General features: G+C 71.8%; 18 protein-coding genes. 6 read left to right on the top strand and 12 right to left on the bottom strand.

Annotated elements, in window-relative coordinates; genetic code table 11:
* Window positions 1-7: 7 nt before the first annotated feature.
* The 4 genes from ACIGXM_RS16060 to ACIGXM_RS16075 form a co-directional block, all read right to left on the bottom strand.
* Window positions 8-1,990, bottom strand: coding sequence for an ABC transporter permease (locus ACIGXM_RS16060; protein ID WP_396561163.1), 1,983 nt, complete (start codon window positions 1,988-1,990; stop codon window positions 8-10).
* Window positions 1,987-3,105: a glycine betaine/L-proline ABC transporter ATP-binding protein gene (locus tag ACIGXM_RS16065; protein WP_396561165.1), complete on the bottom strand. Its 1,119-nt coding sequence runs from the start codon at window positions 3,103-3,105 to the stop codon at window positions 1,987-1,989. The genes ACIGXM_RS16060 and ACIGXM_RS16065 overlap by 4 nt, the downstream gene beginning before the upstream one ends.
* Window positions 3,105-4,637: a GMC family oxidoreductase gene (locus ACIGXM_RS16070; RefSeq protein ID WP_396561167.1), complete on the bottom strand. Its 1,533-nt coding sequence runs from the start codon at window positions 4,635-4,637 to the stop codon at window positions 3,105-3,107. The genes ACIGXM_RS16065 and ACIGXM_RS16070 overlap by 1 nt, the downstream gene beginning before the upstream one ends.
* A 71-nt stretch (window positions 4,638-4,708) precedes the next feature.
* Window positions 4,709-6,211, bottom strand: coding sequence for an aldehyde dehydrogenase family protein (locus ACIGXM_RS16075; RefSeq protein WP_396561169.1), 1,503 nt, complete (start codon window positions 6,209-6,211; stop codon window positions 4,709-4,711).
* A 1,287-nt stretch (window positions 6,212-7,498) separates the two neighbouring features.
* Between ACIGXM_RS16075 and ACIGXM_RS16080 the strand changes: the two genes are divergently transcribed.
* On the top strand, window positions 7,499-8,980 hold the full coding sequence (locus tag ACIGXM_RS16080) for an LCP family protein (protein WP_396561171.1): 1,482 nt from the start codon (window positions 7,499-7,501) through the stop codon (window positions 8,978-8,980).
* A 209-nt stretch (window positions 8,981-9,189) separates the two neighbouring features.
* Here ACIGXM_RS16080 and ACIGXM_RS16085 read toward each other — a convergent pair whose 3' ends face one another.
* Window positions 9,190-10,110: an NADP-dependent oxidoreductase gene (locus ACIGXM_RS16085; RefSeq protein ID WP_396561173.1), complete on the bottom strand. Its 921-nt coding sequence runs from the start codon at window positions 10,108-10,110 to the stop codon at window positions 9,190-9,192.
* Window positions 10,111-10,192: 82 nt separating this feature from the next.
* Here ACIGXM_RS16085 and ACIGXM_RS16090 point away from each other — a divergent pair, with 82 nt between their 5' ends.
* Window positions 10,193-10,777, top strand: a complete 585-nt coding sequence (locus ACIGXM_RS16090; RefSeq protein WP_396561175.1) for a TetR/AcrR family transcriptional regulator — start codon at window positions 10,193-10,195, stop codon at window positions 10,775-10,777.
* 174 nt (window positions 10,778-10,951) lie between these two features.
* Here ACIGXM_RS16090 and ACIGXM_RS16095 read toward each other — a convergent pair whose 3' ends face one another.
* The 4 genes from ACIGXM_RS16095 to ACIGXM_RS16110 all read right to left on the bottom strand — a co-directional run bounded on the left by ACIGXM_RS16095 (window position 10,952) and on the right by ACIGXM_RS16110 (window position 15,408).
* Window positions 10,952-11,635, bottom strand: coding sequence for a response regulator (locus ACIGXM_RS16095; protein ID WP_396561177.1), 684 nt, complete (start codon window positions 11,633-11,635; stop codon window positions 10,952-10,954).
* A gap of 50 nt (window positions 11,636-11,685) precedes the next feature.
* Entirely contained in the window at window positions 11,686-12,930 is a 1,245-nt protein-coding gene (locus ACIGXM_RS16100) for a sensor histidine kinase (RefSeq protein WP_396561179.1), read from the bottom strand.
* Window positions 12,931-13,231: 301 nt separating this feature from the next.
* Window positions 13,232-13,777, bottom strand: a complete 546-nt coding sequence (locus tag ACIGXM_RS16105) for a hypothetical protein (RefSeq protein ID WP_396561180.1) — start codon at window positions 13,775-13,777, stop codon at window positions 13,232-13,234.
* A 1,151-nt stretch (window positions 13,778-14,928) separates the two neighbouring features.
* Window positions 14,929-15,408, bottom strand: a complete 480-nt coding sequence (locus ACIGXM_RS16110; protein WP_396561182.1) for a MarR family winged helix-turn-helix transcriptional regulator — start codon at window positions 15,406-15,408, stop codon at window positions 14,929-14,931.
* A 178-nt stretch (window positions 15,409-15,586) separates the two neighbouring features.
* Between ACIGXM_RS16110 and ACIGXM_RS16115 the strand changes: the two genes are divergently transcribed.
* The gene (locus ACIGXM_RS16115) at window positions 15,587-16,555 is read left to right on the top strand and encodes an alpha/beta hydrolase (RefSeq protein ID WP_396561184.1); all 969 of its coding nucleotides are present in this window, start codon (window positions 15,587-15,589) and stop codon (window positions 16,553-16,555) included.
* A gap of 381 nt (window positions 16,556-16,936) precedes the next feature.
* On the opposite strand, the gene ACIGXM_RS16120 is transcribed toward ACIGXM_RS16115, so the two are convergent.
* The gene (locus ACIGXM_RS16120) at window positions 16,937-19,453 is read right to left on the bottom strand and encodes an MMPL family transporter (protein ID WP_396561186.1); all 2,517 of its coding nucleotides are present in this window, start codon (window positions 19,451-19,453) and stop codon (window positions 16,937-16,939) included.
* Window positions 19,454-19,555: 102 nt separating this feature from the next.
* Complete coding sequence (locus tag ACIGXM_RS16125; protein WP_396561188.1) at window positions 19,556-20,833, bottom strand: serine hydrolase domain-containing protein; 1,278 nt, start codon at window positions 20,831-20,833, stop codon at window positions 19,556-19,558.
* Window positions 20,834-21,027: 194 nt separating this feature from the next.
* Between ACIGXM_RS16125 and ACIGXM_RS16130 the strand changes: the two genes are divergently transcribed.
* The gene (locus tag ACIGXM_RS16130; RefSeq protein WP_396561190.1) at window positions 21,028-22,332 is read left to right on the top strand and encodes a sensor histidine kinase; all 1,305 of its coding nucleotides are present in this window, start codon (window positions 21,028-21,030) and stop codon (window positions 22,330-22,332) included.
* On the top strand, window positions 22,317-22,961 hold the full coding sequence (locus ACIGXM_RS16135; RefSeq protein WP_396561192.1) for a LuxR C-terminal-related transcriptional regulator: 645 nt from the start codon (window positions 22,317-22,319) through the stop codon (window positions 22,959-22,961). The genes ACIGXM_RS16130 and ACIGXM_RS16135 overlap by 16 nt, the downstream gene beginning before the upstream one ends.
* A gap of 429 nt (window positions 22,962-23,390) precedes the next feature.
* Here the strand turns inward: ACIGXM_RS16135 and ACIGXM_RS16140 are convergent, their stop codons facing one another.
* Window positions 23,391-23,699, bottom strand: coding sequence for a VOC family protein (locus tag ACIGXM_RS16140; protein WP_396561194.1), 309 nt, complete (start codon window positions 23,697-23,699; stop codon window positions 23,391-23,393).
* A gap of 7 nt (window positions 23,700-23,706) precedes the next feature.
* On the opposite strand from ACIGXM_RS16140, the gene ACIGXM_RS16145 reads away from it, so the two are divergent.
* Window positions 23,707-23,889 (top strand): hypothetical protein, encoded by a 183-nt coding sequence (locus ACIGXM_RS16145; RefSeq protein ID WP_396561196.1) that lies wholly within the window; start codon window positions 23,707-23,709, stop codon window positions 23,887-23,889.
* Window positions 23,890-23,908: the final 19 nt, after the last annotated feature.

Below are 23,908 nucleotides of genomic sequence, written 5' to 3' on the forward strand. Positions count from 1 at the left end.
CCAAGGTTCAGCGCTCCTTGGAGGTCGGAGTCGGGGTCGGCTGCGTGACGCGGTCGAGCATCAGGCCCAGGCAGACGATGGCGGCTCCGCCGATCAGGCCGGTGGCCAGGTCGCCCTGCGCAAGGCCGAAGACCACGTTGTAGCCGAGTGCGCCGCCTCCGATCATGCCGGCGATCACGACGACGGCGAGTACCAGGACCACGCCCTGGTTCACGGCCAGGAGCAGGGCCGGCCTGGCGAGCGGCAGTTGGACCTGCCGTAGCTGCTGCCCGCCGCTGGCGCCCATCGCGCGGGCGGCCTCCATCGCGCCGGGGTCCACCTGCCGCAGACCCTGGGCGGTGATGCGCACGACGGCGGGCGCCGCGTAGGCGACGGCCGCCGCGGTACCGGCGGCCCGGCCCGCGCCGAACAGTGCGACCACCGGGATCAGGTAGACGAACTGCGGCATGGTCTGGAAGACGTCGAGCACCGGGCGCAGCAGCGCTTCGACCCGGTGGCTGCGCGCCGCGACGATGCCGACCCCGACGCCCAGGACGAGGGTCACCGCCACAGCTGCCAGCACCTGGGAGAGGGTGTCGAGCGAGGGGCCCCAGACGCCCAGCACCCCGATCGCGGCCATGGCCAGGACGGCGGTGAGGGCGGTGCGCCAGGTGCCGATCAGCCAGGCGAGCGCGCCGACCATCAGCAGGACCGACCACCACGGCAGCTCCTGCAGTCCGCTGCGCAGCGGATCGAGGATCCAGGTGGTGAAGTCCGCTGCCCAGTCGGCCGTGCCACCGAGCAGCGGGACGCCGGTGTAGAGGTGGGCGGTGAGCCAGTTGACCACACTGTTGACGGGCGTGGCGACGTCGATCGTCCAACTGCCGGGCCAGGAACTCGATCCCACCGACCGGGCGAGGAGCGCGGCGGCCGCGGTCAGCACCGCCGACCCGCCCCACACCTGCCACCCGGGGGGCCGGCCCGGCCGCTGCGGCGAGCCGATCCGTGCTCCGGCGGCCCCGGTCGTCCGGTCCAGGACCACGGCGAGCAGCACGATCGGGATGCCCGCGGCGAGCGCGTTGCCGACATCGACGGTGGACAGCGCCTGGTAGACCCGGTCACCCAGGCCGCCCGCCCCGATCACCGAGGCGATGACGGCCATCGACAGGGCCATCATGATGGTCTGGTTGACACCCAGCAGCAACTGTGGGCGAGCAAGCGGCAGGCGGGCGGTCAGCAGCCGCTGGCGGCCGGTGGTGCCGAGTGAGGTCGCGGCTTCCAGCACACCGCGATCGGCTCCGCGGAGCCCGAGCGCGGTGAGCCGGGCCATGGGCGGGGCGGCGTAGACGACGGTGGCCAGGATGGCGGGCGGTACGCCGATGCCGAAGACCCACACGAACGGCAGCAGGTAGGCGAAGGCCGGCAGGACCTGCATGGTGTCCAGGACCGGCCGCAGGGCGCGGAACGTACGGTCGGACAGTCCGCCCCCGAGTCCGAGCAGCGCGCCGACGGCGACCGAGGCGAGGACCGCGACGACCATCAGCGCAAGGGTCTGCATCGTCGGGACCCACATGCCGAGCAGTCCGCACACCCCGAGCGAGACGAGGGCGGTGGCGGCCACCCGCGGCCCGGCCGCCCGCCAGGCGAGCAGCGTGCCGGCGGCGGTCACGCCGGCCCAGCCGAGTGCGAGGAGCAGCAGGTAGACGGCGCGCACCGCGTCCCCGACGCCGTAGCTGATGTAGCCGAAGAAGTAGAGGAAGAGGGGGTTGGTGTCCCGGTTGTCGATGATCCAGTTGCTGGCACTCCCCAGCGGATGCGACAGGTCGACGGTCAGCGCCTGGGGCCAACTGCCGCTTCCCCAGCGGGAGGCGGCCAGTGGCACCACGATCGCCGCGATCAGCGCGAGCAGCAGCAGCTTGGTCGCGCCGCCGTGTCGGGTCAGCAGTCGGCGAGCGGTGTCGCGGGGGCTCCGGTCCTGTGCGGTGGTGGCCGTCGTGGTCAGGGAACTCATGCCACGGCCTTTCCCGTGCCGGCCCTCGTGCCCGGGGGGCCGGCCGTCGGGCCGGTCGGGGCGGCCGTCGGATCGAGCCCGGCGACGACGGCGAGCAGCTGCTCGTGGTCGACGACGCCCAGGCAGCGGCCGTCCTCGACCACCCGGGCCGGAGCACCGCTACGGGCGACGGCCTCGATGGCCTCGGTGACCAGCGTCGTGGGGCACAGGGCCGGCCCGGTCCGGGCCTCGGCGCCGGTTGCCGGCCGCATGGCCCGCCGCACCGTGAGGACCTGTTCACGTGGGACGTCGCGGACGAAGTCGCGGACGTAGTCGTCCGCCGGCGAACCGACGATCTCCTCCGGAGTGCCGCACTGCACGACCCGGCCGTCACGCATCAGCGCGATCCGGTCGCCGAGCCGCAGTGCCTCGGTCAGGTCGTGGGTGATGAAGACCATGGTGCGGCCCTCCTCGCGGTGCAGCCGGACGACCTCCTCCTGCATGTCACGGCGGATCAACGGATCGAGCGCGCTGAACGGTTCGTCGAACAGCAGCACTTCGGGATCGAGGGCGAGCGCGCGGGCCAGCCCGACCCGCTGCTGCTGGCCACCGGACAACTGCCCGGGGCGGCGGCCCTCGAGCCCGCCGAGACCGACCTTCTCCGCCATCTCGCAGGCCCTGGCTCGGCGTTCGGCCTTCGAGGCGCCCCGGATCTCGAGCCCGTAGGCGATGTTGTCGCGCACCGTGCGGTGCGGCAGCAGACCGAAGTGCTGGAAGACCATGGCCGCGCGGTGGCGACGCAGATGCCGCAGCCGGGCGTGGTCCATGGCGCGCACGTCCTCGCCGTCGATGACCACCTCGCCGGCGGTGGGTTCGATCAGCCGGGTCAGGCAGCGCACCAGGGTGGACTTGCCCGAGCCGGACAGACCCATGACGACGAAGACCTCGCCCCTGCGGACGTCGAAGGAGACATCACGGACGGCGACGGTGCACCCGGTACGCGCGCGCAGGTCCTCGGCACTGAGGTCGGCCTCCGGCGAACCCGGTACCCGGTCGGACTTCGGCCCGAAGACCTTCCACAGGTGGCGCACGGAGAACACGGGTTCGTCGGTCGTGGTGGCGGTCCCGGTGGACATCACGCCTCACCCCCGGAGGCCGGGCTCTCGACGAGCAACCGGGCGGCCTTCTCGCCGACCATCAGGACTCCGATCATGGGGTTCACGGCGGGCATCGTCGGGAAGACGGACGCGTCGGCGATGCGGATCGCGTCCAGTCCGCGGATCCGCAACTGCGGGTCGACCACGGCGAGTCGGTCGTCCGGGTCGCCCATCCGGCAGGTTCCGGCGGGGTGGTAGACGGTGTGCGCCACCTTGCGGGCGTATTCGGAAAGCTCCTCGTCGGAGGTGATCTCGGGCCCCGGGCAGACCTCGCGCTTGAGCCAGCTCGCCAACGGCTCGCTGGCGGCGACCGCACGGGCGATGCGGATGCCGTCCACCAGGGTCCGGCCGTCGTAGTCCGCCTCGTCCGTGAAGTACCGGAAGTCCAGGGCGGGTTTCACGGCGGGGTCGGCGCTGGTCAGGTAGAGGCGGCCGCGGCTGCGCGGTTTGGGGACGTTCGGGGTCATCGACACCCCGTGCGGCGGCCTGCTGTAGCCCAGCCGCTCGGGGTTGTCGGTGAAGGGGATCTGGTAGAAGTGGAACATCAGATCCGGGCCTTCGGACGTCGGATCGCGCCGCACGAAGAGCCCCGCGTCGGAGTCCATCGCGGAGTTCTCCGGGATCGGTCCGTGGGTCTCCCAGACGATCACGGACTCCGGATGGTCGAGGAGGTTCTCCCCGACGCCCGGGAGGTCGTGCACGACGGGTATGCCGAGTGCCTCCAGGTCCTGCTCGGGCCCGACGCCCGAGTGCAGCAGCAGCCGCGGGGTGTCCACCGCGCCAGCACAGAGCAGTACTTCGCGCTCCGCCTCGACGAGCAGTTCCTCGCCGTCGCTGGTCCGAACCCGCACCCCGGTGGCCCGGGTGCCGGCGAACTCCAACCGGTGGGCCCAGGTCTCCAGCATCAGATGGAGGTTGGGCCGGTCGAGGAACGGGTGGAGATAGGCGACGGACGCCGATGAGCGCTTGTTGTCCTCCGGGTGGTAGGACAGGTCGAAGAACCCGGCGCCCTCGTGGAACGGCTCGGCGTTGAAGCCCTCCACCAGCGGCACTCCGGTCGCCGCCCGGGCGGAGTCGACGAAGTCGCGGGCGATGGCATTGCGGTCCTTCTCGTCGACCGCGACGATGTTGTTGCGCAGACGCTCGAAGAACGGTGCCATCGCCTCGGCGTCCCAGCCCTGCGCGCCGGCCCGGGCCCACTCGTCCCAGTCGGACGGCAGCGGCTTGAAACTGATCAGGGTGTTGTGCGACGAGCAGCCGCCGAGCACCCGGGCCCGGCTGTGTCGGATGCGGGAGTTGCCGCGTGGCTGCTCGGTGGTCGGGTAGTCGTAGTCCAGCTCACCGCCCAGCAGGTCGAGCCATCGGCGCAGGGTGAGCACCTCGGGGCGGTCGATGTCGCTGGGTCCCCCCTCGATGACGGCGACACGGACCGACGGGTCCTCGGTCAGCCGGGACGCGATGACGCATCCGGCGGTGCCGCCGCCGACCACGACATAGTCATACACGGGCATGGGTGCTGCTCCTTCGGTGTGGAACGCGTACGCCGGGGCGCGCATCGCCAAGGGCCGGCTCGTCACCGGCGTCAGCCGGCGAACCAGCGGACCGGGCGGGGCGCCAGGTTCTGGTAGACGTGCTTGGTCTCGCGGTACTCCCGCAGACCGCTGGGCCCCAGCTCGCGGCCGATGCCGGACTTGCCGAAGCCGCCCCACTCGGCCTGCGGCAGGTAGGGGTGGTAGTCGTTGATCCAGACCGTGCCGTGCCGCAGCCATCCGGCGACCCGTTGGGCGCGGCTCGGGTCGCCGGTCCAGACGGCACCCGCGAGCCCGTACTCGGTGTCGTTGGCGAGCGCCACCGCCTCGTCCTCGGTGCGGAAGGTCTCGACGGTGAGAATCGGGCCGAAGGTCTCCTCGCGGATCACCCTCATCTGCCGGTGGCAGCGATCGAGCACGGTCGGCGCGTAGAAGAAGCCGGTGGCCGGACGGTTCGCGGCGGGTGCGGGGCGTGATCCGCCGCTGCGCAGGATCGCGCCCTCGGCGAGTGCGGACGCCACGTACGCTTCGGTCCGGGCCAGCTGCTGCGCGGACACCAGTGGCCCGCACTCGACGCCGGGCTCGGTACCGCGCCCGAGCCTGATCCGGGCGGTGCGGCGGGCGAGTTCGGCCACGAAGCGCTCTCGCAGCGACTCCTCGACGATCAGCCGGGAGCCGGCCGAGCAGACCTGGCCGCTGTGGATGAAGGCCGCGTTGAGCGCCTGGTCGACGGCGGTGTCGAAGCCCTCTTCGGTGGCGCAGGCGTCGGCGAACACCACGTTGGGGTTCTTGCCGCCCAGCTCCAGGGCGACCTTCTTCACACTCGGCGCGGCGGCGGCCATCACCTTCGTGCCACTGGCCAGCCCGCCGGTGAACGAGATCAGGTCCACCTCGGGGTGGTTGGCGAGCCGTGCGCCGACCGGTTCGCCCGCACCGGTGACCAGATTGCCGACGCCGGCCGGCAGGCCCGCCTCCACCAGCAGCCGCATCAGGTGGATGGTGGACAGCGGGGTGATCTCGCTGGGCTTGATCACGAAGGTGTTGCCCGCGGCGAGTGCCGGGGCGATCTTCCAGCTGGCCTGCAACAGAGGGTAGTTCCAGGGGGTGATCAGCGCGCAGACGCCGACCGGCTCGTGCACGACGACGCTGCGGATGTCCGCGGACCCGGCATCGACCACCCGGCCACCGCTGTCCTCGACCACCAGGTCGGCGAAGTAGCGGAAGGCTCTGGTCACGTCGTCGACATCGACCCGGCCCTCCTCCAGGGTCTTGCCGGTGTCACGGCTCTCGATGAGCGCGAGGGTCTCACGGTCGCGCCGCAGCAGGTCCGCCACGGCGTGCAGCAGCGCGGCCCGCTCTTCGACCGGCGTCCGCGACCAGGACCCGGAGTCGAAGGCGCGGCGGGCGGCCGCGACGGCGGCATCGGCGTCGTCAGCGCCGCCCTCGGCCACCACCGCCAGCGTCCCGGCGTCGGCGGGGTCCAGGATCTCGCGTTGCGCTCCGGACGCGGCGGGACGCCACACCCCGTCCACATGAATGGTTTCGACTGCCGACACGTTGCCTGCTCTCCGATCTCCGTCGTGGCCCACAGGCGCGCCCGGTGGCCGCGCCATCGCCACGCACGTCTGACCGGAACGGAGGGACACATGCGCGATTCCCCGCAGGAGTGACGGTGATCACCCTGGGGCCGGCGTGCGGATTCCCACCCTGAGTGGGGAGGCATCGATGGCAACAAGCGGCACCGGGCGTTCCCTGCCGGAACACCGGCTGCTCGTCCTGGTGGGCTTCCACGGCAGCCCCCGCGGTGACCGGGCACTCGCGTACGCGGCCGGCCACGCGGCACGCATCGGCGTCGAGCTCCTCCTTCTCACCATCGACGAGTGGTCCTCTCCCGGCTACGCGCACCGGCTGACAAGAACGGCGACCCCGGACCGGTCAGATCGGGTCAGCTGTTCATTGGGTCGGCTGGTTCCGCGTCACTTCGCGCGACTCATGCCGGCTGCAGCCCTGTGGCTGTCATGACCGGCAGGCGAATGCGAGCCCATGGCGTGACGCGAGCGTGCGCGGTGTCAGTTGACGCAGGGGATCTTTCCGCCCTCGACCGTGTCGCCCGTGAACTGGTCGGTCGGGCTCGGTGAAGGGCTGCCCGACTGCTGTTGCGCCTGGTCCGTGGGGGAGCGGGTCGTGGTTGGTGGCGTGGGATCGATCCCGGGCGTGATGACGGGTGGGGAGGTTGGAGCGGCTGGGGTGGTGGTGGCCGCCGGTGCCGTGACGGGGTCGGTCCCCCCGGCGGCACGGCGCGGGGGCGTCCGCCGGCGGCCCCGCCAGAGCCGCTGTCGCTCAGCTCTGTCATCCGTCCTCCTCCTCACGAACTTCTCATCGTCGAGACGCTGAGAGTGTGCCGAAGGTGGCACCTGACCGACGACTTTCTCGAAGCGTCAAGGAGCCTGCACTGTCGGTGACTTGAGGCGTCGACGGCAGTCGCGGCGGGGACTGGCGGGTGGTCGCCGCGATCGCCGTTCGTCGCTCCCTGCCGGGGCTCCCAGGAACGCTTGAGAAATACTTGCTATGTTGCGCAACTGAGCAACCGGCGATGGGGCTTCCGATGCCCCCGCCATCGATTCGGTTTGTCCCCGGACAGGACGCCAAGGCCAAGGGGCAGGGGCAGAGACATGACCAGTGACGATACGCCGTACGCGGACGCTTCGGGCGGGCGCGCGGCCCGTCGGCGCGCTGCCGCATCGGGCCAGGGCCCTGCGGACGGCGGCGGGCACGGCCGACGGGCCGCGAAACGGGGGTCGGGCCGGCCTCCCCGGCGCCGCCGCAGGCTGAAGATCGTCGGTGTGGGCGCGGCGGGGCTGCTGGTCGTGGCGACCGGCACCGGCGCCTACGCCTACGACCATCTGTTCGGCAAGATCCAGTCGGTCAGCCTGGCCGGGCTGACGAACCGCCCCGCCGCGGCGAAGGCGAACGCGCAGGGCCAGACTCCGGTGAACGTCCTGGTCCTCGGCTCGCAGACCCGGGACGGCCAGCAGGGTGTCAACCTCGGCAACGCCTCGAAGGACGGCACCAACCTCTCGGACACCGCGATGCTGGTACACCTGAGCGCGGACCGGAAGTGGTCCGTGGTCGCGTCGATTCCGCGTGACCTGATAGTGCCACGACCCGAGTGCCACCAGCGCGTCGGTATCGGCGATCAGACGTCCAGCACCGTGGAACCGGGCTCGAGCGACGACATGTTCGACGCCGCGATGACCATCGGCGGGCCCTCCTGCGCGGTGGCCACCGTGGAGCAGATGACGGGCATCCGCGTCGACCACTTCGTCGAGATCGACTTCAACGCCTTCCAGCAGCTGACCGACATCGTCGGCGGGGTCCAGGTGTGCGTGCCGGAACCGGGAATCAACGACCCGAACTACAGCGGTCTGGTGATGAGCGCCGGCCTGCACACGGTCAGCGGCACCCAGGCCCTGGAGTTCGTCCGCGACCGGCACGGCGTCGGCGACGGCACCGATCTCGGCCGCATCCAGATGCAGCAGATGTTCGTCTCCTCGCTGTTCAAGAAGCTGAGCAGCAACGGCACCCTGTCGAACCCGGTCACGCTGTACAACATCGCCAACGCGGTCGTCTCCAACATGACGGTCGACAGCGGCCTGGACTCGCCCACGGCCATGGTCTCACTGGCCGAGAGCGTGCAGGGGCTCAACTCCCGCTACATGCAGTTCATCACCGCGCCCTACGAGTTCGACCCGCAGAACCAGAACCGGGTGATCCCCGGGCAGGGCTTCGCCCAGGTGTGGGACGACCTGCGCAACGACCAGCCGCTGCCCGGATCCAACGCGGCGGCCACCTACGGCACGGCGGCCCAGTCAGCGGCGCCGTCACCGTCGGCCTCCCCGACCGGCGTGCCGCTCTCCTCGCTCGCGGTCACCGTCTACAACGGCACGGGCAAGGCCGGGCTGGCCGCGAACGCCGCCGCCGCGCTCAAGGCCCAGGGCGTGAACGCCACCGTCGGCGGCGACGCGAAGAGCAGCGAGCCGACCACCGAGATCCAGTACCCGGCAGGCCAGCAAGCCGCCGCCCAGGCCCTGGCCAACGACATCCCCGGCTCGCAGACCGAGGCCGACTCCAGCGTCACCGGCCTCACCCTGATCCTCGGCGACAACACCCCGGCCAACCTCACCAATCCCCCCGCCACCACCGCTCCGACAAGCGCCCAGCCCAGCCCGACGATCAGCGCGGAGAGCCGGTCCGGCGACGAGAACATCTGCTCCGGCCTGCCCACACCCGCCAAGTACGGCGGCGCCCCGGCCGACGAGGGATAGGCCCCGAGCCGTCGGGGGAACGCCGGTGTCACAGGCCACCCCGCTGAAGACCCCGACGGTCTCGCGGCTGTCGTCGCGAACGGTCAGGCTTCTGGCACCCGGGCCGCTGACCACGGTGACGCAGTCGCCCGCGTGGGTGGAGTACCACCGCCTGGACCGGGTCACCCGGTAGGCGCGGACAATCGCGTCCGCGCCTACCGGCGTCCGGTTCACAGCGCGATGACGATCTTGCCGTGAACATGCCTCTCGGCCTGCGTCGTCACGGCTTCGCGAATCTGCTCGACCGGGAAGGTCGCCGCGATCGGAACCGTGATCTCGCCAGAATGGATCGCGTCGGCGATCCGTTCCAGGGCACCCGGACCCGCATCGAGGGCGCCCGCCTTGCGCACACCGGGCGGCGGGGCGGGGCCGTCGGCCACGACGGAGATCCGCTCGGGTGCCACGCCGAGCTTGAGCGCGGTCTCGGCCGCCTCCCTTCCGAACAGGTCGGTTGCGGCGGTGATCCCCTCGGGCGCCAGGGCCCGCACCCGGTCCGCCAGGCCAGGGCCGTACGCCACGGGTTCGGCGCCCAGCCCGCGCAGGAATTCGAACGTGCGCTCGGAGGCGGTGCCGAGCACCCGGGCACCCGCAAGCTTCGCCAACTGCACGGCGAAGACGCCCACGCCACCCGCCGCCCCACCGATCAGGACGGTGTCCCCGGTGCGGAGCCCGATCGCGGCGAGCGCGGCGGAGGCCGTCAGAGCGGACACCGGAAGCGTGCCCGCCACCTCGTCGCCGATGCCCTCCGGGGTGGGCCACAGGTGTGCCGCGGGTGTCTTGACCAGCACGAAATCGGCGACGGACCGGCCAATCGCAGCCCCGTACACCCGGTCGCCGGTCGCGAATCCCGTGGCTTCGGCGCCCACCTCGTCCACCACTCCGGCGAAGTCGCTGCCGAACCCGGCCGGCAAGGTGATGCCGAACCGCGCCGCCATGTCGGGCTGTGTGGTGATTTGCCAATCCATCGGATTCAGCCCGGCGGCCGTGACCCGGACGCGAACCTCGTCCGGAGCGGCGTGCGGCTCGGGTATCTCCTGCAGTTCGAGTACTTCGGGACCGCCAAATCGCCGGTAACGGACAGCTCTACTCATCGGTGACCTCTCCTGGCCAGTGATGGGACTTGGTCTTATGACCGTACACCAGTGATGGGACGAAGTCCCGTACACTGCTCCCATGGCTCGCTGGCAACCCGACGCACCAGGACGACTCGCCGCCGCCGCCCTCGACCTCTTCGAGGAGCACGGCTACGAGAACACGACCGTGATCGAGATCGCGGAGCGAGCGGGGCTCACCAAGAGCACGTTCTTCCGGTACTTCCCGGACAAGCGCGAGGTGCTCTTCGGCAGGGGCACGGTGACCGGTCTGCTCGTCGAAGGGATCGCCTCGGCGCCGCCGGCGGCCGGGCCGCTCGACGCGGTGGTGGACGGTCTCGATGCGCTCGGCCGGACGTTCTTCACCGTCGACCGCCGCGAGTTCAGCGGCCGGCGCCAGGCCGTGCTGAACGCCAATGCGGAACTGCGTGAACGCGAAGCCCTGAAAAGGATCGACCTCACCGCCTCGATGATCGAGGCCCTCAACCGCCGCGGAGTCCCGAGCCCGACCGCGCGGGTGGCCGCGAAACTGGGCACGCTCGTCTGGGAGATCGCCTACGACCAGTGGATCGACGCCAACAACAGCGAGGGCTTCGGCCCGCTGGCACGGCAAGCGCTCGCCGAAGTACGCGCGGCCGCCAGACCCGATACCGCTGACCGTCCCTGAGATCCGCCGCCTGATCGCCCACCCCGCACGACCTGTCCGCCGCGGCACCGATCACGTCCTGCACTGGTTCCCGCTGGCGACGCCAACGCCAACACCAGGCCCGAATCAGCCACTACAAGAGACGAGGCCACAACCCGACAGCTGAAACCCGTCACGGTAGGCACTGTTGCAGTACTAGGCCTGTGTCCGGTCGGCCAGCCCGTGCCGCCAGGCCCAGGCGACGAGCGCGGCGCGGTCCTCGACCGCCAGCTTGGCGAGGACGTGGTTGAGGTGTGTCTTGACCGTCGCCTCGCTGACGACCATCTCCTTGGCCACCTGCCGGTTGTTGAGCCCGTTGGCCACGAGCCGGACGACGTCGATCTCACGGCGGGTGAGTCCCGCGGTCCTGACGCGGACTTCGGCCGGAGGCGTCGGCACCGAGGGCGGCAAGCCCGGTTCGCTGACGAGGAGTTGGACCAGACGCCGCTGGACCGCGGGGTCCAGGACGGTGCGATCCGCGGCCACCTCGCGGACCGCGGCCAGCAGCGCCTCGCCCGTGGCGTCCTTGGTCAGGTAGCCGACCGCTCCCGCCCGCAACGCCGGCAGCACCGCGTCGTCGTCCGCGAACGTGGTGAGGATCAGCACCCGGACCCCGATGTCCCTCGCGACGATCTCGGCGGTCGCCCGCGCGCCGTCCAGCTCGGGCATCCGCAGGTCGATGAGAGCGACGTCGGGCCTCAGCTCCGAGGCCAGCCGCACCGCTTGGCGGCCGTCGCCGGCTTCACCGACCACCTCCACGTCGTCGGCCGAGGACAGGAGGAGTACGACGCCGTCGCGTACCACTGCCTGGTCGTCGACGACCAGCACCCGAATCGTCATCCGCCCGCCATTCCCACCCGCGTTCGGTGTCCGGACGACAGCCGATCCGCTCACGAACCAGTCTTCCTGCCGGCGCCGGCCGCAGCCGTTCCGCCCGTCGAATCGTACGGCGCGGACGGCGCCGAACGCCTGCCGCCGTCACCCCCTCCGGCCACGGGAACCCGCAGCTCGATCCGCCAGCCGGGTCCGCCAGGTTCGGGGCCGGCGACCAGGGTTCCACCGACGGTCTCGATCCGCTCGGTCATGCTCCGCAGACCGGTGCCGCTCCCGTGCACTCCGGACGGCCGTCGTCCGGTCGGCAGCCCGTGGTCGCGCACGGTGACCCGCAACTCCCGTTGCTCCCAGGTCACATGCACCTGGATGACGCTACCGGTCGCGTAGCGGGCCGTGTTGGTCATGGCTTCCTGGACCGCCCGGTACACGGCGTGGCCCGTCTCGCGGTCGAGTCGACCGGCCGGGCCGGTGACCTGCAAGCGGGCGTCGCCGGGGAAGCCCCCGACCAGTGCCTCCAGATCGTCGACACCCCGCAGCGAGGAGGCCCGCAGGGCGCCGACCGCGGCCCGCGCCTCCTGGACTCCGTCGCGGGCCAACTCGGCGGCCCGGTCCAGCGGTCCGGTCAGCGACGCGGGGGCGCCGTCCCGGCCGGCGATCGCGCGAATGCCCTGCAACTGCATGGAGAGGCCGGCGAGCGTGTGTGCGAGCACGTCGTGCATCTCCTTGGCGATGCGGTTGCGCTCCTCGGTGGCCGCCGCCTCTCGCAGCGCCAGACGGGACGCCTCGACCTCGGCCAGCAACGCGACGGCGCGGTCCCGTTCGGCCTGGAGGGCCGCGTGCTCGACGGACCGGTCGGCCATGAGCCAGGCCCCCACGCCCGCGAGCAGACCGGCCACGCTGCCGGAGATCGCCATGATCGTGGCCCCGAACGCGAGGGCCACCACCACGATCGCGGCGGTGCCCAGTGGACCCGTGGGCACGCGCAGCGGCAGGACCGAGACACCGGCCAGTACCGCGACCTCGCCGAGACCGTTGGGCGCCAGCAGCGTGACGGCGAGGCCGGTGCAGATGGTGAGCGCCGCTCCGAGGCTGCCCACGTAGGACGGCAGGACCCGGCGGCTCAGCAGCATGCCGAGTTCGGCGCACGCCATGAGCACACCAACGATGATCTTGTTGACCGGGCCCGCGGTCGCGAGGACGGAGATCGCCCCGCACGCCACCAGCGCCGTCGCGCCGATCAGGCTGCGGTGGTCGAGGGGGTGGCGCTCACCGGGACCCGTCCTCCACCGGGAGGTCAGCACGCCCGCCTCCCGGTCGCCGACGCCTCGCGGCCGCTGGCGGGCACCGACCGGTCCACCGGGCTCCCCGCCGGAACCGCTTCCGCGGCAACCGTGCCGTCGGTCTGCGTCACTGGGTCTCCTGACTGGTTCGTGCGGCCGTCAGGCCGCTCACCTCCAAGCGGCCCCGTGCCGCCGAACGGGCCGAACGCCCGCACGCCGGGCGCGGGACGGCGGCGGGCCCGGGGCGCGTGCGGCAGCACCGGGACCCTCCGCGTTCCGTGGCCGGACCGGTCGCCGCTCCGGGGGCGCGGCGCGCGTCCGCTCACACGTAGGTGTCGGAACGGCGCGCCGGGGCGGCCGCTTTGTTCCGACCGTCGCGCGCGACGAGGAGCTGGCCCCGGACGACGATCGTACCGAGGCGGACGACGACCTCGCTGAGCGCCATCAGGACGAGCGCCGCCACCCAGGCCTGGCCGCTGGTGATGTCGTGCGTCGCGGAGAAGCGACCGAGGGAGGCGGTGCCGGAGGGGTGCGTGGACCAAATGGCGAAGCCCAGCCGGAAGCCCATGCTGATCACCCACAACGCCGCCGCGCCGGCGGAGGCCTTGATGTGCACGTGCCCGTTGACCTTGCGGACCCGGGTGAGGAGGCCGCCGCAGAGCCCGAAGGTGATGCCGATGCTGGCGAACACCACCACCAGCACCATGTCGTTGCCGGCCGTCGGTATGTGGTGCAGGTAGCTGTTGGCCACCCAGCCGACGATGGCCAGCGGCAGGAGGAGCGTGCGGGCGGTGAGCCGCTCCTCACGCAACTGGCGGAAGACGATGAGGAGGAGGACGAGGTCGATGATCCAGTCGGAGAGCGTCATGTGTCCGACTATGGGTTCCGGCGTCGCGAATACCTTCAACCCCTGGGTGGAAGCCGGGTTGAACCCGCGCGTCCTCCTGGGACGGTAGGAGCGAGACGGACCACGCTCGCGCGTACTCCCTGGACGGCGAAGTCCAGACACGCTCGCTCGCCCGCGATGCGGAAGGCGGCGATCCCGGTCGTGCCCGGCTCGTCTTTCTCGGTACTCTCCCGGCCGGCGGGCATGACCAGTGTGCCCGAGGTGACGACGAGCGGCTTGCCCGAGTGTTCCGACGGCCGCCCGAGGGCCTCGATCGCAGTCCTGTCGCGCCTCATCATGTCGTCGAGGTCGGAGAAGTCACCACCGTAGGCCGGCTGGTCGAACCCGACGATCGACCGACCGCACCCCGACGCCGGCCGGTCTGTCGCGACTGCGTTCCCTGACCACCGCTGGCCTCATCGGCCTCGTGGCCGAGTACCCCGCAGCCTCATCCAGCGCCGGAGCGCCCGGATCCCGGGCTGCGTTCCCGACGAGGGGCCATCCACGGTGGTGTCCCCGGCCCGGCCCAGGCCGGTAGCGGGAGCGGGTGCAGTGACTGGCGTCCCGAGGGCGGTGGCACAGACCAGGCATGCCCGTCCGGCCCACTGCGGCGGCCACCACTTCGCCCCCGGACCGGCCGCCCGCCACCCGTCGGTCACCATCCTGTCGGCCGCGAGCCCACAGACCGTGAACGTCCCCGCGCTGCCTTCCGACCGAGGCTCGGCGGCGTGAACCCGCACCACCGGAGCCTCCGGGACGGCCGGTTCCCCGTCCCAAGCGAGCATCCGTACGTTCGACGGCTCGTCCAACTCCAGCAACGGCACCACGTCCATGCCCCCAACCGTCACCCCTCGTCGCAGGACGCGCACTCCCTTACGGCGATTGGCGTACACCGCAGGACTACGCGGATCCACTGGGGAAGCGTCATCGACACCACCTGGGGTGGCCTTCGGGCTCCCGGAGAAGCCGGACGCAGGCTGGCTACAGCCAGGACTTGTCCGGCCGATCATGCAGGCGATGACGCCCTCAGGAACGCCGACTTCGCGCGGGTCGAAGTCGCGACCGGAGAGCAGCTGGGCGGCCGGGGCTGCGCGGTGTCCTCCGGGGGCGTTTCGGGTGGTGCGCGCGTGCGGTCAGGCGTGGTCGTCGGTGCGGCCGCGGGTGACGTTGGCGGTCAGGCGGCGGAGCAGTTTCTTGGCGTCGCTGGACTCCTGCGGTGACAGGCCCATCACGTCGCCCATGGCGGCGGGCACGGCGCGGGCGCGTTCGCGCAGGCCCTGGCCCTGCTCGGTGAGGGTGACCTGCACGGTGCGCTCGTCGTCGGGGCGTCGCTCGCGGCGCACCAGCCCGGCTGCTTCCAGGCGCTTGATCAGCGGTGTGAGTGTGCCGTAGTCGAGTTGCAGCGCGGCACCGATGTCCTTGACGGGGACCGCGCCGTGCTCCCAGAGCACGAGCAGGACCAGGTACTGGGGGTAGGTGAGGCCCAGGTCGTCCAGCAGCGGGCGGTAGCGGTTGGTGACCGCACGCGAGGCGGCGTAGAGGGCGAAGCAGAGCTGGTCGTCCAGCAGGAGCGTGAACTCCTCCGGAGTTCCCGGGAGGTCGGTGCCGTCCATCGCGGACTCCTTCGATCCATGGTCAACCTGAACAGCAGAGCATACCCGGGACGATGGCGCGATTTCACCATGCAAGTTTTACTTGTGCACAAGTTAATCGTGTCATAGCCTTCTGGTGTCGGGGGAGCACGACACCCCACAAGCCTCCGCCCGCACACCCAGCACCGAGGAGACCACCATGTCCGACCACACGCCCACCAGCCCGGTCCTGGAGCCCGCCGCCGCCGAGTTCGCGGCCGCCACCGCCAACCCGCCCTACCTCTTCGATCTCGACCCGACCGAGGGCCGCAAGGTCGTGGACGAGGTGCAGTCCAGCGAGACCGCCAAGCCCGCGATCGACGAAGAGTGGATCACCGTCAACAGCGGCACCACCGGGGAGGTCCGGGCCCGGATCGTCAAGCCCGCCGGCGCGACCGGCACCCTGCCGGTGGTCCTCTACATCCACGGCGCCGGCTGGGTCTTCGGCAACGCCCACACCCACGACCGCCTGGTCCGCGAACTGGCCGTGGGAGCGCAGGCAGCCGTCGTCTTCCCCGAGTACAGCCTCTCCCCCGAGGCCCGCTACCCCGTCGCCATCGAGCAGAACTACGCCGTCGCCCGCTGGATCGTCACCGACGGCGCCGCCAACGGCCTGGACGCCACCCGCATCGCGGTGGCCGGCGACTCGGTCGGCGGGAACATGACCGCCGCCCTCACCCTGATGGCCAAGGAACGCGGCGACGTCCCACTCGTCCAGCAGGTGCTCTTCTACCCGGTCACCGACGCCTCGTTCGACACCGCGTCCTACCACCAGTTCGCCGAGGGCCACTTCCTGCGCCGCGACGGCATGCAGTGGTTCTGGGACCAGTACACCACCGACCCCGCCCAGCGCGCCGAGATCACCGCCTCCCCCCTGCGCGCCACCACCGAGCAACTCACCGGCCTGCCCCCGGCCCTGGTCATCACCGGCGAAGCCGACGTGCTGCGCGACGAGGGCGAGGCCTACGCCAACAAGCTCCGCCAGGCCGCAGTCCCCGTCACCGCCGTCCGCTACCAGGGCATCATCCACGACTTCGTCATGCTCAACGCCCTGCGCGGCACCCACGCCGCCCAGGCCGCCATCACGCTCGCGACCGAGACCCTGCGCACCGCGCTCCACGCGGGCTGACCAGGCTCACCCGCCGAGCTCGCCGAGCCCGCCGCTCACGGTAGCGGCGGGCTCGGGACCGGCAGAAGGCGCGGCCCCTCCGCTCCCGCCCAAGCGAGCAGCCCCCGGCAGCCGATCCGCCGGGGGCTGCTTCACCCTCCCGCGCGGCACCCGGGTCGAGGCCGGGCTCCGCGCTCGCCCGCCCCCTGGCTTGCACTCACGGATGAGCGGGGCCAGGGGGTGGGCGGAAGGATGAGCCTGCGCGTCCAGGGCGTTCCCGACACTCACGCGGTCCTGGCATCCCCGCCTGGACGACGACACCGCACACCGCTGGCTCCGCGACACGATCACCTCGACGCTGGGCGCGGGCTGACATCACCCGGACCGCGCCCGGCAACCTGATCACGCCTGGGTACTGGTGGTTGCGGTGGACGGCGTAGCAGGTGCGTTCGGACCGGGCCGGTCACCGCGGCGCTGGGCAGGCGGCGTGGCCCGGGCGTTCGCCGCGCGGAGCTGGCGGTGCAGGGTGAAGGGATCGGCGAGCCAGCCCAGCCCGCACAGGCTGGCCGTGCACAGGTAGAGCAGCCCGCGGCGGGTCCTGCCGAGGTAGAACCAGTGCGCGCCGAACAGGCCGAGGAAGAGCCACCAGAGGTACGCGGCCCAGGCTGACTTCGGCGCGCGCCGCGTGACGGTAGCCGGATCGGGTTCGCGGTGGGGACCGGCAGTGGGGGCGGGGGAGGGGCGGGGCGCGCCCTCGACGGACAGGCGCGGCAGGAGCCGGTCCAGCCAGGCCGGGAGCCACCAGTTCGCTCGGCCGAGCAGGTGCATCACGGCCGGGACGAGCAGGGTGCGCAGGACGAAGGCGTCGATGGTGACCGCGGCGGTCAGGCCCACGCCGAACTCGGCGATGACCCGCTGGCCGCCGAGGACGAAGGCGGTGAACACGCAGACCATGATCATGGCAGCGGCGGTGATCATCCGGCCGGTCTCGGCCTGGCCGGTGCGGACCGCGCGGTGGTTGTCGTGGGTGAGCTCCCACTCCTCGTGCATCCGGCTGACCAGGAACACCTGGTAGTCCATGGAGAGGCCGAACAGGACCGCCAGCATGATCAGCGGCAGGATGGCCTCCACCGGACCGGCCTTGCCCACGCCCAGCAGCTCGGATCCCCAGCCCCACTGGAACACCGCGACGACCACGCCGAAGGCCGCCGCCGAGGCGAGCAGGTTCATCACGGCGGCGGTCAGTGGCACCAGGATGCTGCGGAAGGCGAGCAGCAGCAGCGCGCAGCCGAGCAGCACGATCACGGCGAGGAAGAGCGGCAGCTTGCCGGCGAGTACGGTGGCGAGGTCGTCGGCCGCCGCAGTCGTTCCGCCGACGTGGACCTTCAGGGTGCTGCCGTGCTCGGCGGCGGGGATCACGTCCTTGCGCAGGTGGTTGATCAGGGTGCTGGTGGCCCGGGCCTGGGGTGCGCTGTCCGGGATCACCTGGATGACGTCGAGCCGGGTGGTGGCGGAGACCGGCGGGGCCTGCACCGACGCCACCGCGGGAGTGTTCCCGAGGGTGGACACCAGGGAGTTCAGGTGGGGCACGTCGGCGGCCCCGCCCAGCTCGGCGACCAGGACCAGCGGGCCGTTGGAACCGGCGCCGAAGCCCTGGGCGAGCAGGTCGTACGCGCTCCTGGTGGTGGTGCCCTTCGGGTCGTTGCCGGCGTCCGCGGTACCCAGGCGCAGGGACAGCGTGGGGGTCGACAGCACCGTGATGACGACGATCGCGAACAGGCCCAGCCCGGCCTTGCGGCGGCCGACCAGATCGGCCCAGCGTCCCCAGAAGCCGCCCGTGTTCGTGCCCGTACCCGTACCCGCTGTGCCCGCGGCGGCGGTTCGCGGGCCGCGCGCGGCCAGGGCCCGCCGCTGACGCCTGGTGAGCAGCCTTGCGCCGAAAAGGCCGAGCAGCGTGGGCAGCAGCGTGACGGCCGCGGTCATGGTGGCCAGGACGCCGGTCGCGGCACTGATGCCCATGCCGGTCAGCGGGCTGATGTTCAGGACGAGCAGGCCGAGCAGGGCGAGGACGACGGTGCCGCCGGCGAAGAGCACCGCGCGTCCCGAGGTGTCCATGGCGCGTACCGCCGCGTCCTCGGGCGGCAGGCCGGCACGCAGGTTGGTGCGGTAGCGGGTGACGATGAACAGCGCGTAGTCGATGCCGACGCCGAGTCCGAGCAGGGCCGTCACGGTCGGGGCGATGCTGCCCAGCGTGGTCACGTGGGAGAGCAGGCCGACCGTGAGCAGGCCGGCTCCGAGGCCGGCGACGGCGACCAGCAGCGGCACCAGCGTGCCGAGCAGCGAGCCGAAGGCGACGAACAGGATGACGCCCGCGGCCACCAGGCCGATCAGCTCGGTGCTCTGCGTCGCGCCCTGGGCGGCGTCGGTGACCGCCTGGCCGCCGAGTTCCACCTGGAGGCTCGCGTCGCGGGCGGCCTGTGCGGTGTCGACCACCCTGGTGATGTCCGCGACGGGTATCCGGTCGGCGGGCGCGTCGAAGGTCACCGTGGCGTAGGCGGTGCGGCCGTCCTGGCTGATCTGGGCCGCGTCCGCGGGGCCGTACACGCCTGCCACGGAGCTGACCGAGGGCAGGGCCGCGACCTTGGTCAGCATCGCGTCGACCCTCTGCTGGACGGCGGCGTCGCGGACCGAGCCGCTGCGGACGTGCAGCACGATCTGGTCGGTGTCACCGGCCTGCTGCGGCGCGGCGGTCTGGAGCAGGGTCTGCGCCCGGGCCGACTCGGTGTGGGGCAGGCTGAACGCGTCGGAGTAGGCGGTGCCCAGCATCGTGTACGGCACGGCGATCGCGGTCAGCAGGGCGACCCAGAGCCCGAGGACGACGAAGCGGTGCCGGAAGCACCATCTGGCTAGCACGGTCATGACGGAACACTCTTCTGATCGGGGTGTGGGTACGAAGCGGCTGGCAGGAGCACGGTGGGTGCGCCGGTGTGCCGACCGGGCGGCACGGCGTCGTCGCCGGGCTCAGCCGGCGGACGGCGACGGCGACGGCAAGGGCGAGGGCGTGGCGGGGAGGGGTTTGTCGAGCATGGTGCAGACGGCGGCGTTGACCAGGGCCTGGTGGGTGGCGGCTGCCTGGGGGCGGGTGAGGTCGAAGACCGTGCTGGTGAGGACGGCGACGGTGCGTCGGCCGGTGGAGTCGGTGTAGGTCTCGCTGGAGTAGCCGGCCGCCTGGCCGTCGTGGCCCCAGACGGTGCCGCAGGGGAAGACGACCTTGCGTAGGCCCAGGCCGTAGCCGTCGCCGTTCGGGGCGGTGGGGTCCTCGGGGACGGTGGTGCGCATCTCGGCGAGTTGGGCGGCGGGGAGCAGTTTGCCGGAGAGCAGGGCGGTGTCGAAGGCGGCCCAGTCTTCGGCGGTGGAGACGATGCCGCCGGCGGCCCACAGGGTGCTCTGGTTGTCCGTGGTGGTGTCGACATCGGCGGGGCCGCGGTGCGGGCCGGCGAACGAGGAGCCGGGCGGGCTGCCCGCAGGGAGCAGCGGAGTCAGGTGGACGGCGTCGGGTTCGTAGCCGTGGGCGAGCTGTGGGTCTGTGGTGGGGCTGGCGGGCAGGTAGGTGTGGTGCAGGTGCAGTGGGCCGGCGATGTGCTGTTGGATCAGGTCGGCGAGGCTCTGGCCGGTGGCCCGCTGGAGGACGAGGCCGAGGGCGATGTAGTTGGTGTTGCTGTAGGAGAAGCGGGTGCCGGGGGCGAACAGCGGCGGCTGGGCGGTGCCTGCGGCGAGGAGTTCCTCGGGCGTCCACTGGCGGGTGTCCTGGCCGGTGTAGGACGTCAGGACGGCGGGGTCGTAGAGGTAGTTGGCCAGGCCGCTGGTGTGGTTGAGCAGCATCCGCACGGTGATCGCCTGGCCGTTGGGGACGAGGCCGGGCAGCCATCGCTCGACCGGGTCGGTGAGGGCGAGGCGGTGTTCGGCGACCAGTTGGAGGACCAGGGTGGCGACCATGGTCTTGGTGTTGGAGCCCATCCGGAACTCGTCGCTCGCCGTGAGGCGGTGGTCGGCGGTGGTCCAGGGGGCCTGGTCGGCGATGTCGATGACCGGGTGGCGGCCGTCGTCGACACGGACGATCACGCCCGGCACGCCGGCGTCGACGTTCTGCCGGGCGAGTTCGGCCAGCTGGCCGCGGGCGGGGGCGGGGGCGGGTGCCGCGGTGGCTGCCCCGCAGGCGGTGAGCGTGGCGCCGAGCACGGTGGTGAGGGCCAAGGCCACCGTGCGGTATCGGCGCGGCGCGGTCGGATGGACAGTCATGGCGGTGCGCTCCTCGTCGGGCGAGAGCTGTTCGGGGACGGCACCAGCCTGCTGCCGGCGGGTGCGGAGATCACTGGTGCTGGGGAGCCGTTCGGGGGTGGAGGAGACCCCACCGAGGGGTGGAGAAAACCCCACTGTGCGAGGCGGGCATGATCGGTCACTCTGGAGGCGAGAGGGAGAAGGAGGTGGCCGTGATGGCCGGATCGGGTGAGCGGCGCGCGGTCGCACCCGCGGGAGCGGTGGCCCGTTCCGGGCCGGCGGGCCGCTTCGCGTTGCTGGGCTGGTCGCTGGTGTTGCCGCTCGCCTCGATGGTCGGGGCCTGCCTGTGCTGCCTGTGGCTCGCGTCGGTGGTGCTGGTCCCGTTCGGGCTGGGCCTCCCGATGACCCTGCTGTGTGCGGTCGTGGTGCGCTGGTTCGCCGACCGGCACCGGCAGTGGGCCGGTCGCCGGCTCGGGGCGCCGATCCCCCGCGCCTACCTGCCGATCCCGCCCGGGAACCGGCTGACCGAGCTGCAGGTGGTGTTGCGCGATCCGGCGAGTTGGCGCGACTGCGCCTGGTTGCTCGCCAACTCGCTGGTCAGCTGGCTCACTTCGGGGCTGACGCTGATCCTCTTCCTGGCCGGGCTGTTCTACGGCGGTTATCCGCTACTCGTCGCGGTGACTCCACCGGAGGTGTTCCGCGAGCCGTTCGGCTTCTTCGCCGTGCACGGCCTCGGCCAGACACTCCTGGTCGCCCTGGCCGGACCGGTCTTCCTCGCGGCCTGGTACCGCACGGCCGAGCCGCTGGCGAAGCTCAACGCCTACCTGATGGGCGCGTTGCTGGCCCCCACCGACAATGCCGAACTGGTGGCGAGAGTAGGCCAGTTGACCGAGTCGCGGGCGAACGTCGTGGACGCCGGGGCGAGCGAGTTGCGGCGGATCGAGCGCGATCTGCACGACGGCGCACAGGCCCGGCTGGTCTCGCTCGGGATGAGCCTGGGCCTGGCCGAGCGCCTCGCGGACGATCCCGAGGCGGTCCGCCGGCTGCTCGCCGAGGCCCGCGCCTCGACCACCGACGCACTGGCGGAACTGCGCGACCTGGTCCGCGGCATCCACCCGCCGGTGCTGGCCGACCGCGGTCTGGACGGCGCCGTCCAGGCCCTCGCACTGGCCAACCCCGTACCCACCACGGTGGAGGTACGACTGCCGGGACGACTGCCCGCACCGGTGGAGTCAGCCGCCTACTTCGCCATCGCCGAGACGCTGACCAACGCGATCAAACACGCCGAGGCCGACCTGATCCGGATCCGCGTCGAGTTCACCCACCCACCCGACCACACCACCGGAGAGCTGACGATCACGGTGGCGGACGACGGCCGCGGAGGTGCCAGAATCGAGGACGGCGGCGGACTGCTCGGCGTCGCCCGCCGCCTCGCGGCCTTCGACGGCACCCTGGCCCTCGACAGCCCCACCGGCGGCCCCACCGAAGTGAGGATGTCGCTACCATGCGCGTTGTCATAGCCGAGGACCTCGCCCTGCTCCGCGACGGCCTGGTACGGATCTTCCAGGCCTACGGCTGCGAGGTGCTGGACGCGGTCCGCGACGCCCCCTCACTCCGCCGTGCCCTCACCACACACACCCCCGACCTCGCCGTCGTCGACGTCCGGCTGCCGCCGACCTTCACCGACGAGGGCCTGCGCACCGCGATCGAGGCCCGCGAACGCCTTCCCGGCCTCCCCGTACTGGTGCTGTCCCAGTACGTCGAGCAGCTCTACGCCCGGGAGTTGCTCTCCGACGGGGCCGGCGCGGTCGGCTACCTGCTGAAGGACCGGGTGATGGAGGTCGACCAGTTCATCGGCGCGGTGCGCCAAGTCGCCGCCGGTGGCACGGTGATGGACCCGGAGGTGGTGGCCGCGCTGATCGGCCACCGCTCGGCCGACCCGCCGCTGCGAACGCTGACCCCGCGCGAGCACGAGGTGCTCGCCCTGATGTCCGAGGGCCGCTCCAACGCGGCCATCGCCGCCCGGATGTTCATCTCGGAGAAGGCCGTGAGCAAGCACAGCAACAACATCTTCACCAAGCTCGGCCTGGAGCAGTCCGGGGAGGACAACCGTCGGGTGCTCGCCGTGCTCGCCTACCTCCAGGCCTGACGCTGCGGCCCCTCCCGGCAGCGGGCTGCCGGCGGAGAAGGCCGTCGACTGGGGGAGATCTCTGATCGGCGGGACCGGTGCGGGCCGGGCCGCCGCGTTGGGCGAAAGGCCGTTCGAATCTCTCCTGATCTTGACTCATCCGGGTGCCGCGGTCGGCAGTTCCTGGCGGGCCCGGCGTTGTGCGGAGCAGCGCCTGGGTGAGGAGAGAGAGGAACATGACGGGCTGTCCAGAGTTGACGCCCAGGACCGGCCTGTGGATCTCGGCGGGGACACCTCTGCGGGCGATCTCGCTGCTGAAGCCCACAGCTGCTCTGCGGTGACGGGCCGGGTGCGGTCGCCTTCGAGGCGGCGGTCGGGTTCGGTGTCCAGTTCCTTGGGCCTGTTGTCCGGACGTTCCTGGAGACGGAGTCGTGCCCGGCGGCCGGATCGTCATCCCAGGAGCCGGGCCACCAGTTCGGGCTTCCACTGGACGTATTCGACCTCCGCGCCCTCGGCATGCCGGGCGAACAGGTAGGAGCCGGTCACGCTCCGGGCCGGGCCGTGGGTGAGCGTTGCGCCATGAGCGGCCAACACCGCCTGCACAGCGGCCAGGTCCGAGACGACGACGGTCGTGGACGCCCGCGGAAGCCGTGCCGCTGCCTCAGCGCTGCCCGCGATGACCAGGAAGTCGCCGACCGCCGCGACCTCCACCTCACCGAACTCGAAACGCAGATGGGCCGGCTCCGCCACCAGCTCCACCAGTACGGTGAGCGCGCCGCTCGCGCAGCGCAACCCGCAGATGGCGATGCTGCGCCCCGAGCTCGGCCGCAAGAGGCTCGTCGACAGCAGCAAGGCACGCACTCAGCTCGGCTGGCATCCCCGCTCCATCGAACAGACGATCACCGACACCGCCGCCACGCTCATCGCCAAGAACGCACTCGGCAGGTAGCCGCCGCCGTCAGCAGGAC

The organism is Kitasatospora sp. NPDC052896 (assembly GCF_044547075.1).
Lineage (GTDB): Bacteria > Actinomycetota > Actinomycetes > Streptomycetales > Streptomycetaceae > Kitasatospora.